At 50.9% G+C, this 17,332-nt stretch carries 21 protein-coding genes; 3 read left to right on the top strand and 18 right to left on the bottom strand.

What is annotated here, in order from left to right; genetic code table 11:
• Positions 1-11 precede the first annotated feature (11 nt).
• The 15 genes from queC to ACFVYJ_RS08775 form a co-directional block, all read right to left on the bottom strand.
• Entirely contained in the window at positions 12-695 is a 684-nt protein-coding gene (gene queC / locus ACFVYJ_RS08845; RefSeq protein WP_419415577.1) for a 7-cyano-7-deazaguanine synthase QueC, read from the bottom strand.
• A 12-nt stretch (positions 696-707) separates the two neighbouring features.
• Entirely contained in the window at positions 708-1,511 is an 804-nt protein-coding gene (gene ybgF, locus ACFVYJ_RS08840; protein ID WP_419415578.1) for a tol-pal system protein YbgF, read from the bottom strand.
• Between the two features lie 6 nt (positions 1,512-1,517).
• Entirely contained in the window at positions 1,518-2,033 is a 516-nt protein-coding gene (gene pal / locus ACFVYJ_RS08835; protein ID WP_419415579.1) for a peptidoglycan-associated lipoprotein Pal, read from the bottom strand.
• Positions 2,034-2,127: 94 nt separating this feature from the next.
• Positions 2,128-3,432: a Tol-Pal system beta propeller repeat protein TolB gene (gene tolB, locus ACFVYJ_RS08830; protein ID WP_419415580.1), complete on the bottom strand. Its 1,305-nt coding sequence runs from the start codon at positions 3,430-3,432 to the stop codon at positions 2,128-2,130.
• Positions 3,426-4,331, bottom strand: a complete 906-nt coding sequence (tolA, locus tag ACFVYJ_RS08825; RefSeq protein ID WP_419415581.1) for a cell envelope integrity protein TolA — start codon at positions 4,329-4,331, stop codon at positions 3,426-3,428. Before tolA ends, tolB begins: the two co-directional genes overlap by 7 nt.
• A 10-nt stretch (positions 4,332-4,341) precedes the next feature.
• Entirely contained in the window at positions 4,342-4,758 is a 417-nt protein-coding gene (gene tolR / locus ACFVYJ_RS08820) for a protein TolR (protein ID WP_419415582.1), read from the bottom strand.
• An 11-nt stretch (positions 4,759-4,769) separates the two neighbouring features.
• Positions 4,770-5,450 (bottom strand): protein TolQ, encoded by a 681-nt coding sequence (gene tolQ, locus ACFVYJ_RS08815; protein WP_463255172.1) that lies wholly within the window; start codon positions 5,448-5,450, stop codon positions 4,770-4,772.
• Positions 5,451-5,655: 205 nt separating this feature from the next.
• Complete coding sequence (locus ACFVYJ_RS08810; protein WP_419415583.1) at positions 5,656-5,985, bottom strand: TraR/DksA family transcriptional regulator; 330 nt, start codon at positions 5,983-5,985, stop codon at positions 5,656-5,658.
• Positions 5,986-6,353: 368 nt separating this feature from the next.
• Positions 6,354-7,367, bottom strand: coding sequence for a Holliday junction branch migration DNA helicase RuvB (gene ruvB / locus ACFVYJ_RS08805; RefSeq protein WP_419415584.1), 1,014 nt, complete (start codon positions 7,365-7,367; stop codon positions 6,354-6,356).
• Between the two features lie 33 nt (positions 7,368-7,400).
• Positions 7,401-8,039: a Holliday junction branch migration protein RuvA gene (ruvA, locus tag ACFVYJ_RS08800; protein ID WP_419415585.1), complete on the bottom strand. Its 639-nt coding sequence runs from the start codon at positions 8,037-8,039 to the stop codon at positions 7,401-7,403.
• Positions 8,036-8,695 carry a trimeric intracellular cation channel family protein gene (locus tag ACFVYJ_RS08795; protein WP_419415586.1) on the bottom strand — a complete coding sequence of 220 codons (660 nt, stop codon included), beginning with the start codon at positions 8,693-8,695 and terminating at the stop codon, positions 8,036-8,038. Before ACFVYJ_RS08795 ends, ruvA begins: the two co-directional genes overlap by 4 nt.
• Positions 8,695-9,216, bottom strand: a complete 522-nt coding sequence (gene ruvC, locus ACFVYJ_RS08790) for a crossover junction endodeoxyribonuclease RuvC (RefSeq protein ID WP_419415587.1) — start codon at positions 9,214-9,216, stop codon at positions 8,695-8,697. The genes ACFVYJ_RS08795 and ruvC overlap by 1 nt, the downstream gene beginning before the upstream one ends.
• Positions 9,217-9,294: 78 nt before the next feature.
• The gene (locus ACFVYJ_RS08785; protein WP_419415588.1) at positions 9,295-10,035 is read right to left on the bottom strand and encodes a YebC/PmpR family DNA-binding transcriptional regulator; all 741 of its coding nucleotides are present in this window, start codon (positions 10,033-10,035) and stop codon (positions 9,295-9,297) included.
• Positions 10,036-10,094: 59 nt separating this feature from the next.
• Positions 10,095-11,858 carry an aspartate--tRNA ligase gene (gene aspS, locus ACFVYJ_RS08780; RefSeq protein WP_419415589.1) on the bottom strand — a complete coding sequence of 588 codons (1,764 nt, stop codon included), beginning with the start codon at positions 11,856-11,858 and terminating at the stop codon, positions 10,095-10,097.
• Positions 11,859-12,063: 205 nt separating this feature from the next.
• Positions 12,064-12,510, bottom strand: coding sequence for an HIT domain-containing protein (locus ACFVYJ_RS08775; RefSeq protein ID WP_419415590.1), 447 nt, complete (start codon positions 12,508-12,510; stop codon positions 12,064-12,066).
• Between the two features lie 69 nt (positions 12,511-12,579).
• On the opposite strand from ACFVYJ_RS08775, the gene ACFVYJ_RS08770 reads away from it, so the two are divergent.
• From ACFVYJ_RS08770 to hisI, 3 genes are all read left to right on the top strand, one after another.
• Positions 12,580-13,725, top strand: a complete 1,146-nt coding sequence (locus ACFVYJ_RS08770) for a GNAT family N-acetyltransferase (protein ID WP_419415591.1) — start codon at positions 12,580-12,582, stop codon at positions 13,723-13,725.
• A 187-nt stretch (positions 13,726-13,912) separates the two neighbouring features.
• Complete coding sequence (locus ACFVYJ_RS08765) at positions 13,913-14,188, top strand: hypothetical protein (protein ID WP_419415592.1); 276 nt, start codon at positions 13,913-13,915, stop codon at positions 14,186-14,188.
• 324 nt (positions 14,189-14,512) lie between these two features.
• Positions 14,513-14,938, top strand: coding sequence for a phosphoribosyl-AMP cyclohydrolase (gene hisI / locus ACFVYJ_RS08760; RefSeq protein ID WP_419415593.1), 426 nt, complete (start codon positions 14,513-14,515; stop codon positions 14,936-14,938).
• Here the strand turns inward: hisI and ACFVYJ_RS08755 are convergent.
• The 3 genes from ACFVYJ_RS08755 to ACFVYJ_RS08745 are packed head-to-tail and all read right to left on the bottom strand — an operon-like array spanning position 14,933 to position 17,315.
• On the bottom strand, positions 14,933-15,574 hold the full coding sequence (locus tag ACFVYJ_RS08755) for a glutathione S-transferase family protein (protein ID WP_419415594.1): 642 nt from the start codon (positions 15,572-15,574) through the stop codon (positions 14,933-14,935). The two genes, hisI and ACFVYJ_RS08755, sit on opposite strands and share 6 nt — an antisense overlap.
• Before the next feature lie 34 nt (positions 15,575-15,608).
• The gene (locus ACFVYJ_RS08750; RefSeq protein WP_419415595.1) at positions 15,609-16,643 is read right to left on the bottom strand and encodes a S49 family peptidase; all 1,035 of its coding nucleotides are present in this window, start codon (positions 16,641-16,643) and stop codon (positions 15,609-15,611) included.
• A gap of 15 nt (positions 16,644-16,658) precedes the next feature.
• Complete coding sequence (locus ACFVYJ_RS08745) at positions 16,659-17,315, bottom strand: HAD-IA family hydrolase (RefSeq protein ID WP_419415596.1); 657 nt, start codon at positions 17,313-17,315, stop codon at positions 16,659-16,661.
• Positions 17,316-17,332 lie beyond the last annotated feature (17 nt).

The following is a 17,332-nucleotide window of genomic DNA, read 5'->3' as shown; positions in this document are numbered from 1 at the left end:
CAAAATCAAGATCAAGCGTAATGCGTGGGATCACTCAGACCTGCTGCTGCAAACCCCTGGGCTCGCAAACGGCAACTATCACAACGGCCACACGCACGTCCCGCCTCATCCGCCTGATAGCATGAAACAGTATCAGCGTAATTTAGACCCAATTGGGTACCCGCAACAATAATTTCATGTTTTGTCATGTGTATCAGTGGTGTTTCAATCCGAATAACCTGCCCTTCGACACCTCGCTTAGTTGCCAGATTGGCCATGGTTTGGAAAGCGGCAATATATTCCGGACGACAATCCGGGTAACCTGAATAATCCACGGCATTCACACCGATATAAATCGCATCAGCATCCAATACTTCGGCCCAACCCAGTGCTAAAGACAAAAACACGGTATTCCGCGCCGGCACATAAGTCACTGGAATGTCATCACTTAACTGGTCTGGGACAGCAATATCATGATCGGTTAAAGCAGAACCGCCAAAGTCTTCCAGGTGTAAACGAATCACCCGATGATCGGCAACTGAGAGCTGAGCGGCAACCCTGCGAGCAGCATTAAGCTCTGTTAAAGAGCGCTGACCATAATCGAAGCTGAGGGCAAAACATTGATAACCCTGATCATTTGCCAGAGCCAGCGCGGTGGCCGAATCCAGACCACCGGAGAGCAGTACTACTGCTTTTTTTTGAATCCCTTGGGACATGAAACTACCTGTTCAGGGGAGGCGTTTGAACTCTTGCGCCAAGCGCGCAGCAGAGGAATCCGGGTATTGCTTTAACACCAGATCAAGATACTGACTGGAGCGAGGTGCATCACCTAACCGGTCATATACCACAGCCAATTTATAGGCTGAATCAGGTGCTTTGCTACTTTGCGGGAAGTCATTCAGTACAGTACTGAATGCATCTCTGGCGGACTCAACGTCCTGTTGTACCAGATAAACTTCACCTAACCAGTAATGTGCATTTGCTAAACGAGGGCTTTGTGGGTACTGCTGCACAAACGCCTGAAACGCAGAAATGGCCGGCGCATAAGCTTTGTCACGTACTAAAGAAAATGCCTCCCGGTAAGCACGCAAATCAGCGTCCGGGGTAGCAGCATTAGCGGTAACTGTCGGCTGCGGTTCTGGCACGGCACTGGTTGCGGATGCGGGAGCTGAACTTGACGGCAACGCCGCCGCAGGCGCGGCTACCTCAGCAGCATCATTGGCAGCTAAAAGTACGGAGAGGCGTCGGTCTAGATCACGGTAACGGTCCAGCTGCTCCTGCTCCATCTGTTTCAAACGGTAAGCCTGTTGCTCTACCTGACCGCGCAGACTGCGCACCTCATCTTGCAGCTGCTGAATCAACATCAACATCTGACCAGACTGAGACATCGGCTGCGGCGGTGGAGTAGCAACATTTACGGTTGAGCTGTCACGCTCAGCACCCAGTTCAATGACTGGTACCTCTTCAGCACAAGCCATGGCACTGCAAAGCAGTGCCAGACCCGCAAAGGTAAGTTTTTTTGCGCAGTTCATTAATACTTAACGCGCAGTGTATTTCAGTTCTACACGACGGTTCTGGCTCCAGCTACTTTCGCTGTGACCAACTACGGCTGGTTTCTCTTCACCAAAGCTAACAACTTCAACCTGGCCACCAGAGACACCGTTCACCTGCATAAAGCGGGAAACGGACAGTGCCCGACGCTCGCCCAATGCAATGTTGTATTCACGCGTACCGCGCTCATCAGCATGGCCTTCGAGTACAACGCTAGCAGATGGGTTCTGAGACAGATAAGCCGCGTGCTTCTCAAGGTCAGCATAGCTTTCAGCTTTCAAAACTGACTGGTCAAAGTCGAAATAAAACACTGTACGCAGGTTTGCCAGATCTTCGATGGTAACACCTGTTACATCGGAACCCACACCAACGCCCTGAGTGGCACTGCCATCAGTATCGGTAGCGGTTTGCGCTGTATCAGTTGTAGAAGAAGTACTACAACCCGCAGCCCATACAACGCCGAATGCCAGTGCTGCTGCTTTTGTTAATTTGGAAGTACGCATTTATGACTCCTGTATCCTACTGATTATTCAGCAGTAATGTGGTTGCAAGCCGCCCATGTCCTATAGCAGCTGATAAATTAAAGTCTTATTGCATTTATTGCAAGTATGAACTCCACGCAGGCTCACGGACATCCCCTGCAGGAGCGGGTAGCAAAAAGCGAACACGGCCATCCAACGTGACCCCGCCCAGCACGCCACGGGTGCCTTTTTGGGTCGCATAAAGAATAATACTGCCATTAGGCGCAATGGTTGGAGACTCATCAAGTAGTGTGTCGGTCAGCACATCCAGACGCCCGTTTTTCATATCCCGAACCGCAATATGGAACTGGTTATCACCCCCCCGGTGCACCAACGCCATAAAGCGTCCGTCTGGGGTCAACTTACCACTGGCATTATAGTTACCTTCATAGGTAATACGCTCGATATCACGATTCGCCAGACGAATACGGTAGATCTGAGGCTGACCACCCCGGTCGGATGTAAAAATCAATGATTGGCCGTCAGGACTCCAGCTCGGCTCAGTATCAATCCCGTAATGATGGGTAATACGGTTAAGCTGACGTGACCGCAGGTCGAGCACATACACCTCTGGATTACCGTCCTTTGATAGAACCAGTGCCAACCGGTTTCCATCAGGCGACCAGGCCGGGGCACCATTCAACCCACGGAAAGACTGTAATTTTTCCCGTTTACCGGTCGCCAGATACTGAATATAGATCGCCGGCTTGCCGGATTCGAATGAGACATATGCCAGTTTGGAACCATCACGCGCCCATGCTGGTGACATGATAGGCTGGTCCTGCTCGCGAATCGTTATTGGCCGAGCACCATCGGCATCGGCCATCTGTAACTGATAATTCACCTTACCATTACCAAACTGCTGCGCCGTAACGTAGACAATACGCGTCGAGAAAGCGCCCCGGACCCCGGTGAGCTTTTCATAAATCTTGTCGGATATGTAATGAGCGATATCGCGCAGGTTGTTGTTATTACCCGTCACCCGCTCCATCAGCATGCGCTGCTGTTTCAATACATCGTATAACTCAAATTCGACCCGAATCTGTCCATTTTCAATGGCTTGCTGACGGCCGATCACCAGAAACTCAGTGCCCCCTACCCGCCAGTCGCGATAAAACACCTGATTCTGCTGACTGGGAAAGCTCAGCATATTGTCCCTTTGCATCATACTAAACAGGCCAGTACGGCCAAGATCTGCAGAAACAATCGCAGCCAGATCTTCCTTAAGAGCGAAACTGCCATTCCAGGCAAAAGGCACCACTGCAATCGGTGTGGGTTTATCGACCCCCTGAGTGATCTCAATGGTGAGGTCTGCCTGTGCTGTTACTGAAACCAGCAGCATGGTCAGGCTGATCAGCATACTTCTAAAAATGTTTACCACCGCAAGTCCTCCGGTCTGAATCGCAGGGTGAATCGTCTGTAATAACGGTCAAATACCACCGGGTCGAGTTGTTGTAATTTCTCGAACCGGTCAACCCGCTGTACCGCCCTGATAGCGTCCTCATCAATGCGGCTATCACCGCTGCTGCGGGTTACCTGTACATCCACCACTTTTCCGGTGGGCAGCAGTGATATCGAAAGTTCGATCACAATTTCATTGCGCGTACCTGGGGAGCGACGCCAGTTTCTGGAGATCAGCTCCTTGATGTAGCCTTCATAGGATGCTGCCGCCTGACGCTGCGACTCGGCCCGACGGGCAGCTTCTGCCTGTTTGACTGCCAGTTCCTGTGCCTGACGTTGCTGCTCTTCACGCTTACGCTGTTCGGCCTCAGCCTGTTTGCGTTTCTCGTCTGCCAGTCGTTTTTGCTCAGCGTCAGCTTGTTTCTTCGCTTCCGCCTGTTTACGTTTACGCTCAACTGCGGCTTTTTGCTTCGCTGCAGCTTCAGCTTTCTTCTTCAGCGCCAGCGCTTCCTGTTTCTTTTTTTCCGCTAAACGTTGCTTCTCTGCAACGGCTTTTTGCTTTGCTGCCTCAGCCGCTTTTTTCTTATCTGCCCGACGTTTATCTTCTTGCTGCCGTTTTAACTCAGCCTGACGCTGCGCCTCTTTCTGGCGCTCAAGTGCACGCTTTTCCTGTTGAGCTTTCTGCTGCGCCTTGGCTTTGACTTCTTCCAACTGCTGAGCTTGTCGCTCAGAAAAATCCACCAGCTGCGCCTGAACATGACGTGGCACCTGACGATGTTCGGGTTCTGTCATAAACCAGCTTTCAGCCAACAGCACAACCACAACCATATGCAGCAATGCTGCAAATACGGAGGGGATCAGATAGCTAGTGCTCTTCACCAATACGGCCCTATTCTGTTACCAGACCAACACTAGGAGCACCCGCTTTCTGCAATAACACCATCAGCTGGACAACCTTGTCGTAATCCACATTTTTATCGCCCCGCACCAGCAGCATCTTTTGCGGGTTACTGGCCAATACTTTGGCTACCCGGTCGCTCACCACCTCACCTGAAATGGGAGCATCTGGACTGCCGCCAATGTCGATATAGTAAAGACCTTCTGCATCAACCGTGACGATCACTGGCTCATTGTCCTTATCATCCACAGGTTCAGCAGCGGCCTTGGGTAGTTCAACGTCCACCCCCTGGGTCAGCATCGGCGCGGTAATCATAAAAATGACCAGCAGCACCAGCATGACGTCGATATAGGGTACGACATTAATGTCGGAATTGAGTTTGCGTTTTTTACGCTGCCGTCTGACCATAACCGACTCCGTTAGTTTGAGCCGTGCAGACGACGGTGCAGAATCGCAGAAAACTCATCAGCAAAGGTTTCATAATTACCTATCAAATGGTCTACCTTGGCGGAATACCGGTTGTAGGCAATCACCGCAGGAATGGCAGCAAACAGACCAATCGCCGTGGCTATCAATGCTTCAGATATTCCGGGGGCAACAGAGGAGAGTGTCGCCTGATGCACATTGGCCAGTCCTCGAAACGAGTTCATGATGCCCCACACAGTGCCAAATAAACCAACATAGGGGCTGGTTGAACCGACGGTTGCCAGAAATGGCAGATGTCGCTCCAGCTTATCCTCTTCACGCGCAAGAGCAACCCGCATACTGCGCTGAATGCCGTCCATCACCGCATCACGGTCATAGTTAGTCTGCTGCGTGAGCCGGGTATATTCTTTAATACCCGCGCGGAATATATTCTCGACGCCACTATCGGGATTCGGATCATGGTTGATCTCCCGGAACAGCTGTCCCAGATCGACACCTGACCAGAATCTGTCTTCAAATTTGATCATTGTCCTGCGCGCCTGACCTAGCACACGCTGACGCTGAAAAATCATTACCCAGGAAAGAAATGAAGCCAACAGCAGGCTAAGCATTACCAACTGCACAACAAAACTGGCATTGGCTACCAGACTCCAGATCGACATTTTTTCGACCACTACACATCCCTCTCAGTGTTCGGACAGGAGAATATCTGTAACGCGTTTTGAGTCAGTTAAACTGACAAAGTTCAGGCCAAAGCTGACCATTTAATCAGCTGCAACAATACCAGTCGCGACAATATATACAAGCAAAACCCACGACGGTGACAGAGGATACTTGGCGGAAAATGAATGCGATCTGAAGGGACTAGAATTTACTTTATTATTTACTGTTAACTGCCTGACAACGAAGGCAACAACTTATACTTGGCGAAGCAACAAGCAGGCTAAGTTCAATCTCTTCACCACAGCGCACACAATGGCCAAAGCAGCCTTGTTCCAGCCGGCTCAATGCAGCTTGGCAAGCAGCGAGTTCTGTTTGAACTGAAGCTACAAACTCACTGGCGTCTTCATCCGCAATACGGCTGGAACCAGCACCAGCCATGAGCCGTCCTTGCGTTTCAACCTGGAGTTCTGAGATCAGCTGCTGGCGCAACTCCAACAATTCAGTTTTAAAACTGTTAAGTTGCTTGAGTGTGAGAAAGGCAGACATAGCGCAATCAGACCAATGTTGGGTTACAGCATCATAACCTCTGTGCTAACTGCTTATATTGACCCGTGTCACACTCTCATACGCTAAGGAAACTACGAATAAGCCCAAAACGCCTCTGGCTTTCAGGGCAATTTGAGATCAAGGCAGCGGTTACAGGCATGCTGTTTGCCTGTCGAAAATCGCTAACGCAGAGGTCAGATTTATCTGAAAGCCCCATGGGGAGCGTTCTAAAACAGCCTGCTGCTTTGTCAGGCAGCTTGGAAAGGACTTGTCATTCCACTGCGCTGCTTTTCGCGCATAAGGCGAATTTATCGCCGGCAGAGAAAGTCTTGGACTTGTTCGCAGACTCCCTAACTGAAATTGGTTTTTTATTTATCAACAACGTTTTTTTGCAGACCAAAATGACGGTAAGCATGGTCAGTTACCACCCTGCCTCGGGGGGTACGCATGACAAACCCCTGCTGGATCAGATAGGGCTCCAACACATCCTCAATGGTGTCTCGCTCTTCACTGATGGATGCCGCCAGACTTTCCACACCCACGGGCCCACCAGCAAACTTTTCAATCATTGCCAGCAGCATACGTCGGTCCAGATGGTCAAAACCCAACTGATCAACATTAAGCATATTCAGGGCTTTATCAGCAATCTCATTACTGATCACACCATCAGCCTTCACTTCTGCATAATCCCGCGCCCGGCGCAGCAGGCGATTAGCAATACGTGGCGTACCCCGGGAACGACGTGCTACCTCACGGGCACCGTCGGTATCAATTTCTGTTCCGGATAATTTGGCAGAGCGGCTGACAATATGGGTCAAGTCTTCAACATTGTAGAACTCCAGCCGCTGCACGATACCAAAGCGGTCACGCAACGGTGATGTCAGCAAACCTGCGCGGGTGGTCGCCCCCACCAGGGTAAAGGGAGGCAGATCCAGCTTGATAGAACGCGCCGCAGGCCCTTCCCCGATCATAATATCCAGTTGATAATCCTCCATTGCCGGATAAAGCACCTCTTCTACATTGGGGCTTAGGCGATGGATCTCATCGATAAACAACACATCGTTGGGTTCAAGGTTCGTGAGCAATGCAGCCAGATCACCAGCTTTCTCCAACACCGGGCCCGAGGTAGTTTTAATATCAGAGCCCATCTCATTAGCGATGATGTTGGCCAGGGTTGTTTTACCCAAACCCGGCGGGCCGAATATAAGCGTATGATCGAGCGCTTCACCACGATTCCTGGCAGCCTGAATAAAAATTTCCATTTGCTCACGCACAATCGGCTGACCAACGTAGTCGGCCAGGTTTTTAGGCCGAATAGCACGATCATGCGCTTCTTCAACAGGACCACTCAGCGGCGATATAAAACGGTCAGCTTCAATCATCTAAAACTCAACTCTTGTTATGCCCTGGCTTATTCAGGCCACCATCGCTTTCAGGGCGGCACGAATAAGATCTTCACTGGTTGCATCTGCACCCAGTTGTTTTTCAGCCTGGGCGATGGCCTTGGTCGCTTGTACGGGTTTATAACCCAGCGCCACCAGAGCGCTCTCTGCTTCAGTACGACTATCAACAGCCGCCGCTATTGTCGGCGTCAGGTCATCATGGATACCGCCTGACTCAAGACTGAACTCTGCCACATCCTGCAAGCCCAGTGTCGCCAGCTTATCTTTCATCTCGACAATCAGGCGTTCTGCCGTTTTCTTACCGACACCGGGCAGCCGGATCAATGCAGCGGTATCCTGCTGCTGAACACAGCGGACAAATTCATGGGTTGAAATACCCGACAGAATAGTAATCGCCAGCTTGGGACCAACACCATTGGCTTTAATCAGGGTCCGAAACAGCGTGCGCTCTTCACGCGCATAAAAACCATACAGAAGCTGTGCATCTTCACGCACCACAAAATGGGTGAACAGCGTCACCCGGCTGCCGCAATCGGGTAACCGGTAAAAGGTGTTCATGGAGGCCTCAACCTCATAACCGACACCGTTTACCTCTACCAGCAACTGTGGCGGATGTTTTTCAACCAGCTCACCTGTTAAACGTCCTATCACGGTTTTTTATCCTGTTCCGATTTTGGCTGATCATGTCCGGCCATAATAAACTCCGGCAGACGTAAATTGGCAAAAATTGCTGCCAAGCGCAGCAAAAAAACAATCAACGCGGCTAGGGTCAACTGCAAAGCAGGTTCCAGTATTTGATCCGCCAATACATAAAACAGCGCACCGGCCAGAGCACAAGTAGCATAGAGTGAACCATCCCGCTGCAATATCAGCGGGATCTGTCCAGTCAAAATATCCCTAATCATGCCACCGGCAGCACCAGTAATCATACCCATCATAACCACTATAATCGGCGCCAAACCGGCTGCCTGGGCTTTCTCTGCACCCAATACAGCAAACAGTGCCAGCCCCATCGCATCGAGTATCAACAGGCTGCGTTTTGGATAAGCCAGATAACGACAGAAGATAAAGGTGAACACAGCAGCCGCCACAGCGACCCAGAGGTAGTTATTATCGGCAATCCAGACCAGCGGATAGCTGTTAAGGCTAATATCACGGATGGAACCGCCGCCCAGCGAAGTAACGATTGCCAGCACCACTACACCAAAGATATCCAGCCGCTTGCCTTGTGCCGCCAAGGCACCGGCAATAGCAAACACCGCCACGCCAATCAGCTCGGCAGCATACAGTAAGCTCAGATCAGCCATTACAGGTTACGCCACGTATGTTTTCTGGTTTGAGTAGTCCCCGCAGCACGCACCAAACTGCTGCTGCTATGGGCGTGACACAGCGCAATTGCCAGGGCATCAGCGGCGTCCGCCTGCGGGATGCCTGGCAGTTTCAGGATGTGTGCCACCATGTGCTGAACCTGCACTTTATCGGCAGAGCCCTTGCCCACCACAGACTGTTTTACTTTTCGGGCTGAGTATTCAAATACCGGTAACGATGCGTTAGTGCCGGCAACAATCGCGACCCCGCGCGCCTGCCCAAGCTTCAGAGCAGAGTCGGCATTACGAGCCATAAATACCTGTTCTATGGCCATCTCCTGAGGGGTGTAACGTTGAATCACCTCAGCCACACCGGCATACACCTGATGCAACCGCTCAGCCAGCTCATCCCCCTTAATGCGAATACAGCCACTGGCAACATATTCATTACGGCTGCCAACAACGTTGATAATGCCATATCCGGTGATTCTTGAACCGGGATCAATTCCTAAAATGAGCATGACTCTCCAGTGCAAGATGCCTGAAACAAAAAAGCCGAGGATAACAGCCCCGGCTTTTTCTGTCCTCAGTTACGAGGCTTAATCGTCCATTGCAGCTTCGGGAATATTAGCGTTGTGAAAGACGTTCTGAGTATCATCGAGGTCTTCAAGCGCATCGAGTAGCTTCAGCACCTCACGACCACCCTCTTCATCCAGCTCGACTTCAGTGGCCGGAATCATGGCAACTTCGGCGTGTGCCGGTGCAAGGCCAGTTTCGACCAATACCTGTTTTACATCCAGATAAGACGGCACATCGGTAAATACATCGATAGAACCATCTTCGTTGCTAACAACATCGTCGGCACCGGCTTCAAGGGAGGCTTCCAGAATCTGCTCTTCATCAGCCCCCTGTGCAAAGCTGATCTGTCCCTTTTTCTCAAACAGGTATGCAACAGAACCGTTCGTGCCCAGATTTCCATTGTGCTTATTAAACGCTGCCCGCACACCAGCAACTGTGCGATTAACGTTATCAGTCATACATTCAACCATGATGGCGACCCCATTGGGACCGTAGCCCTCATAGGTGAGCTCATCATAGTTATCACCATCACTGCCACCAACACCACGTTGAATCGCTTTGTCGATGGTGTCTTTTTTCATGTTGGCACCCAGTGCCTTATCCATCGCAGCGCGCAGGCGTGGGTTGTCTTCTGGCAGACCACCACCCTCTTTTGCCGCCACAACCAACTCACGAATCAGCTTGGTGAAAACCTTACCGCGTTTCGCATCCTGGGCAGCTTTGCGGTGTTTAATGTTGGCCCACTTGGAATGACCGGCCATTTGGAACGTCCTCGAATCTGAGCGGAGCCGAAAGCCCCGCTGGCTCGATGCTTACTTTATTAGGGTGTTTTACGCAGTTTGATATTCAGCTCTCGCAACTGCGCGGCACTGACTTCACCTGGCGCTTCTGTCAGCGGGCAGCTTGCGGTCTGCGTTTTCGGGAACGCGATGACTTCACGAATTGAATCAGAGCCAGTCATCAACATGACCATACGATCCAGACCAAATGCCAAACCACCGTGTGGTGGCGCACCGTATTTCAGCGCATTCAACAGGAAGCCAAACTTCTCTTCGGCCTCTTCAGCACCAATACCCAGTACGTCAAATACTGTCCGCTGCATGTCCTGATCATGGATACGCACTGAACCACCGCCCAGTTCGGTGCCATTCAGCACCATGTCGTAAGCACGGGACAGGCATCCGGTCGGATTGGCTTTCAGCTCTTCAGCACTACAGCTTGGCGCAGTGAACGGGTGATGCAGTGCCGTCAGGTTGCCACCCTCCAGCTCTTCAAACATTGGGAAGTCGACAACCCACAGAGGCGCCCATTCGGACTGTAGCAGGTTCATGTCGTGGCCAACTTTGATACGCAGTGCGCCCAGCGCTTCGTTAACAATCTTCTCTTTATCTGCACCAAAAAACACGATATCGCCATTCTGGGCACCCAGACGCTGCATGATATTCATGGCAACCTCTTCACCCAGGAACTTAACGATTGGCGACTGCAGACCCTCTGCGCCTTTCTCCAGCTCATTCACTTTGATCCAGGCAAGGCCCTTGGCACCATATACACCCACATACTGGGTGTATTCATCAATGATCTTGCGGGTTAGCTCAGCACCACCCGGTACTTTCAGTGCTGCAACACGACCTTTAGGATCCTTGGCAGGGCCGGCGAAGACTTTAAATTCAACGCTTTCCATCAGATCAGCCACATCAACCAGCTCCAGTGGAATACGCAGGTCTGGCTTATCAGAACCATAGCGGTTCATCGCTTCAGAATATGGCATCTGTGGGAAGTCGCCCAATTCAACATCCAGCAGGTCATTAAACAGCTGACGCACCATAGTTTCAGCCATACCCATGATACCGCCCTCGTCCATAAAGGACGTTTCGATATCCACCTGGGTAAATTCAGGCTGTCGATCGGCACGAAGGTCTTCATCACGGAAACATTTGGCGATCTGGTAGTAACGGTCGAAACCAGAGACCATCAACAACTGTTTAAACAACTGCGGTGACTGTGGCAGCGCAAAGAAGCAACCTTCGTGGGTACGGCTTGGCACCAGATAATCACGTGCACCCTCAGGGGTAGCACGGGTTAGAATAGGAGTTTCGATGTCGAGGAAGCCGTTTTCATCAAGGAAGTTACGAATCGCAATGGTCACTTTGGAGCGAAAACGCAATTTGTCCTGCATCTCCGGGCGACGCAGATCGACAAAGCGGTTGCGCAAACGCACATCTTCACCCACCTGCTGATGCTCATCCAGCTGGAATGGCGGCGTGGCGGAACGGTTCAGAATCACCAGCTCTTTGCCAAGAATCTCGATTTCACCCGTCGGCATTTCAGGGTTAACCGTGCCTTCAGGACGATTACGCACAGTACCTTTCAGTTCAATAACAAATTCGCTACGACAAGTATCGGCTAGCTGAAAGCTATCCTGGCGGTCCGGATCAAATACCACTTGAACCAAACCCTGACGGTCACGCACGTCAAGAAAGATTACACCACCGTGGTCACGGCGACGGTGGACCCAACCACACAGAGAAACGTCTTCACCAATATGTTCTTTTCTAATGTCGCCGCAATAATGACTGCGCATAATGTCTGGTTCCTGTTTACGAGATCCGGGCACCTCCAAGGCACCCTGTCATGGTATATCTGTTGCAAAACCGACCCGACCCGTAACACCTCAGCAAATAAATTGAGGCAAAAGTGGGTTTTAGGTCGATCATAAGAGATCGCGGATTATACCTGATTTAAGCGGTGGTAACAGACCCCAGAATCCGGGGTCTTAGATAAGTCGTTCAGTGATGGGGGGCGAACTCAAGATCTCCCTGCAATAGTAATTCCAGGCGTTGGCGAATCGAGTCGATTCTTTCGCTACTGTAGGGTACCGCCGCGATTTTACCCCATACCGGCGCAGGCCAGGCAGGGTCTTTTTCATAGCGAACGACATGATGAATATGCAGCTGCGGCACCACATTACCCAACGCCGCAATATTCATTTTGCGGGCGGCAAAGGTATCCGCCAACGTTTCTGCCAAACTGGCAGACTCACGGGTAAGCTGCACCTGATCCTCGACAGACAGATGGTAGACCTCTGTCACCTCGGCACGGCGTGGTACCAGAATAAACCAGGGATAATTGGCATCGTTCATCAATAACAACCGGCACAGTGGCAAATCACCTAACACAACACAATCAGCCTGCAACTGCGGATGCAGCACAAATTCAAGCTCCAACTCGTCCATCTGATAACTCCTGACAGTGGATATAGCTTAAGTTTAGCGTTTATTGCCACTGCATGGCATCATCAGGTAATGAATCTGACCTTTCAAATATGTGATTCCATTAGCAAAATTGGCGAGTCTCTGTGGGAACAGTTTCGTACCGATGACTACCCCTTCACTCGCTATGCGTTTTTGCATGCGCTGGAAAGCAGTGGCGCCGTTTGTGCCGAGACCGGCTGGCAACCCGCACACCTGAAAATACTCGTTGATGGCGCACCGGTTGCTGTTCTGCCGATGTATCTCAAGTCTCACTCCTACGGGGAATATGTATTTGACTGGGCATGGGCCGATGCCTACCAACGTCATGGACGCCCCTACTACCCAAAGCTGGTAACCTCTATTCCCTTCTCGCCGGTGACCGGGCCCAGGTTACTGACACCGTTATCAACTGACCTGTTATTACCCCAGTTAACCATCGCTATTCCCAAAATTGCTGCAACGCTGGGTGCGTATTCCTGGCACGGCCTGTTTTTTTCTGCAGCTGAAATTAAGCAGTTTGGTAATGCGTTTTTATTGCGGCAGGACTGCCAATACCACTGGTATAACCGTAACTATCAAAATTTTGAGCACTACCTGGCACACTTCAACTCGCGCAAACGCAAAAACCTACGTAAAGAGCGGCAAAAAATCAGTCATCAGGGTGTTCAACTGACCCGCAGCACCGGCACTGACATCAGCCCCGATTCGATACGGATTTTTTACCGTTTTTATCAGGCCACCTATTGGAAACGTGGACAACGCCCTTATCTGCCGCCGGAGTTTTTTCACCAGCTACGGGAAACGATGCCTGAACAGTTACTCTTGGTAGAAGCCTGCTGTGATGATCAGCCAGTGGCGGCAGCCCTGTGCCTGCAGGACTCGCAAACACTGTATGGCCGCTACTGGGGTTGTCTTGAAGAGTTTGACAGTCTGCACTTTGAAACCTGCTACTACCAAGGCATAGACCACTGTATTGAGACTGGCCGGCAACGCTTTGACCCTGGCGCACAGGGCGAGCATAAAATTCAGCGTGGCTTTGAACCCACAACCACTTACTCTGCGCATTGGCTGCAAGAACAGGGATTCAATGAAGCGATTGCACGCTTTATCTTAGAAGAGCAGCACGTGCTGGATGAACGAATGCAGGCGCTGGCGCAACTATTGCCCTTTAAACAAGCGACAGAAAGTAATGAATGAATTTCACTTTTCGCACTTGCGTAATGATTTCAATTCATCAACTCGGAAAATAATGTGAAATATTGTCCTACAAAAGTATTAGATAAAGCGATTAACCTCTCCTAGACTTGTGTGCGACATCGCAAGATTAGCGATGCATAGATAAAAACAACAAGACAATAAAGCGAAGCCAGAGGGACAATAAATAATGTTAACGTATGAGGAATGTCTTGAATTAAGTGATCTGACAGAGGACGAAGTGGAAGCCATCGCTGAGCATGAGCATACCAATGCCATGATCGCTATGGGCTTGGGCCATTATCTGATCACTCATGACGGCGAGCAAAAGATCAAGGGAATTATCCTGGACGACATTGAAAACGCAAAACGACACCAGAACTACGCTCACGCCGAGATGCTGCATAAAGTTCTACAACATTTCATTGCCACACACCCCGAACACCATGCAACACAAGCCGCTTAGGCGATAACCCATTTCGAAAAAAGGCTCGGTTATCCGGGCCTTTTTTATGCGCGCATACACTAAACCCACTGCCCTAATTGCACAATTACAGCGCTCACCTGATCATGCTCAGACGAACACTGACTCGCTAACAATAACGTAATCAATACCGCTATGACGAAGGCAAAAATACTGGTTCTGGATAACATGCAGAGTCCCTCAGCAAGGTTACTGCTTGGATAAGCCAACACTGCAAAAATTCAACTTTTCTTCCTGTTTGCCACAACGTGCTACTATTGGCCGCCACCCCCACTGGGGTTAGCTAACTTAATTACCAAACACACCATGAAAAACAATTATTACCTGGCACTGGAGCAAGCCGCTAAAGGCAGCAGTGTCGATCTGAATGAAGCCCTAGATCAGCTTAATTTTAATCGGGACGGTTTAGTACCGGCGATTGCCCAACAACATGATACCGGCGAGGTATTGATGCTGGCATGGATGAACCGGGCATCAATTGCAGAAACCCTGCGAACAGGCCATGTCTGCTACTGGTCGCGCTCGCGACAGAATTATTGGCGTAAAGGCGAGAGTTCAGGCCATATGCAGCACTTGGTGGAACTGCGTATAGACTGTGATGGCGATGCAATTCTTTGCCTAGTCGAGCAACAAGGTCCGGCCTGTCATACCGAGCGACGCAACTGCTTTTATCTGGCCGCGCGGGATGACAACCTTACGCTGATTGCCGAGCCCCAGAAACAGGACTCATGATGCTGCCAGCACAAGCTGGGCAGAGGGCCGCTGGCGTAGACGTTCTGTATAACTGACCAAAGCCGAATAGCCGAGCATAAGTTCTCGGCTTTGCGGCATTGCCAGAAGATAATCCAACATCGGTAATAACAGTAGGTCAGCAAGGGTAAGTGTATCACCCATCAGGAACGGCTGATCTGCAAGCTGCTTTTCCAGCATCGCTAACACTTCATGCAGCCCAGGCAACGCACGCTCAACTCTATCTTCGCGTACCGTACCGCCTTCGCCTTTGGGAAAAACAAATTCAAGCAGGTAGCGCCGAATCAGGGCCTGGTCGACATAACCACTGATATAACCACACCACTGATCCAGTAGCGCTCTGTCAAACGCATCTGCCGGTTGTAGAGGATGTTGCGGATAAACCGCTTCCAGATAGCGCAGAATACTGCAGGTTTCAGTCAACACACGGCCGTCATCAATTAACACCGGTACCTTACCAAAGGGATGCAACTGAAAATGGCTGTCACTGTGCATAGCAACCGGCTCACCCTGCCACTCCATATGCTGACGGTATGGAATCGACTTTTCCTCACAGGCCAACATCAGAGTACGGACAAAAGTGCTAAAACCGGGGCCAAATATTTCAACCTTGTTCATCTGTTCCTCCTGCTGACCGGTGATGTAATACAGTCTAGCGCAATGGCGATGCCGGGCTCAGCCCCAACTGGGTAGATATCGCCTTGGCAAAGCTGATACCCAACTGACCAATCACCTGCTTCCAGGGTGCCGGACGTGGGGTGTAATCTACCAACTGCTCGGCACCCACTTTATCTCGAGCAATAGCACTGCTACTGGCAAGCCCATCCACCAGCCCCAGTTCAACCGCTTGCTCTCCGGTCCAGACTAAACCGCTAAACAGCTGAGGACTTGGTTTGAGACGATCTCCACGGCCCTGCTTAACCTGTTCGATAAACTGCGCATGGGTGGTCTTCAAAACCTCCTGCCACAGAGCTGCTTCGCCCTGATCGCTTGGCGAAAAAGGATCCAGAAACGCCTTGTGTTCACCTGCCGTGTAGAGACGACGCTCTACCCCCAGCTTCTGCATCAACTCAACAAAACCAAACCCGCCTGATACCACGCCAATAGACCCTACCAGACTGGCTTTATCGGCATAAATTTCATCTGCTGCCGCGGCGATATAGTAGGCACCAGAAGCCCCTATATCGGTGATCACAGCATACAGTGGTTTCTGCGGGTTCAACGCCCGTAAACGCTTAATCTCATCATAGACATAGCCCGCCTGAACCGGACTGCCGCCGGGACTGTTAATGCGCAGAATAACTGCTTGTGCATTAGGCGCTTTAAAGGCATCGCGCAGCCCCTGAATAATATTATCCGCGCTGGCCTCATCATCGGCACTGATGGTGCCTTTGACTTCAATCACTGCGGTATGGCTATGCGAGGTGACGCCCTGTTCAAGGTCATTACCCACCAGCAGCAAACCCAGTAATGCAAACAGATAAAGAAAGGTCAGACTCTTGAAGAAGATCCCCCAGCGCCGCGCCCGGCGTTGCTCCAAAAACAAGCCGTTAAGGGTCTTTTCAATCAATTTCCACTCACGGCTATTACCCGCCTTGGCCTGAGCTTTTTCAACCAAGGACTTGGCGGGGGTTTCGGCCGTGGCAGCGCTGTTGGTCTCTGGTTCGTTCCATGGGTTATCACTCATACAATTTCCTTACATTTACCAGCCCAAAGCAGGTGCTAACCAGGCTTCAAGTTGCATAAATTGATCGACTTTAAGTACCGGCTTGTACGGCTCTAACCGGTGTAATGGATGTGCACCATAGCTCACTGCCACCAGCCCTGTGCCGGCCCGCTGACCCATTTCGAGATCATATTCGGTATCACCAATCATTAACGCTTCGTGGGGTGCAACACCGGTTTCCTCCAAAATTTCATGCAGCATATGCGGATCAGGCTTAGAGGTCGTTTCATCTGCACAACGTGAAGTTTCAAACAAAGGTCCCAGGCCGGTCTGCTTATAACCACGGTCCAGGCCACGGCGACTTTTGCCGGTTGCTACCGCCATTCGGACACCTTTCTGGTGCATTCGTTCCAGCGACTCACGCACACCAGGAAACAGAATCATTGGCGTTTGATCAATTTCAAGAAAGTGAGCGCCATACTGACGACGCATCTCTTCAACACCCACCTGGTCAATACCGGGGATCAGTAACCGGATCGCTTCAGGCAAACCGAGGCCAATAATATTGCGTACAGCTTCGGCGTCCGGCACCGGCACATTACAATCACGTGCCGCTGCCTGCATGCTGGCAATAATTCGGTCGGCCGAGTCAATCAATGTACCGTCCCAATCAAAAATTAATAATTTGTACAAAATACTGATCCTTGGTT

Origin of the sequence: Pontibacter sp. JAM-7 (assembly GCF_048548695.2) — a bacterium.
Classification (GTDB): domain Bacteria; phylum Pseudomonadota; class Gammaproteobacteria; order Pseudomonadales; family Balneatricaceae; genus Neptuniibacter.
This window is presented reverse-complemented; position numbering and strand designations above follow the sequence as displayed.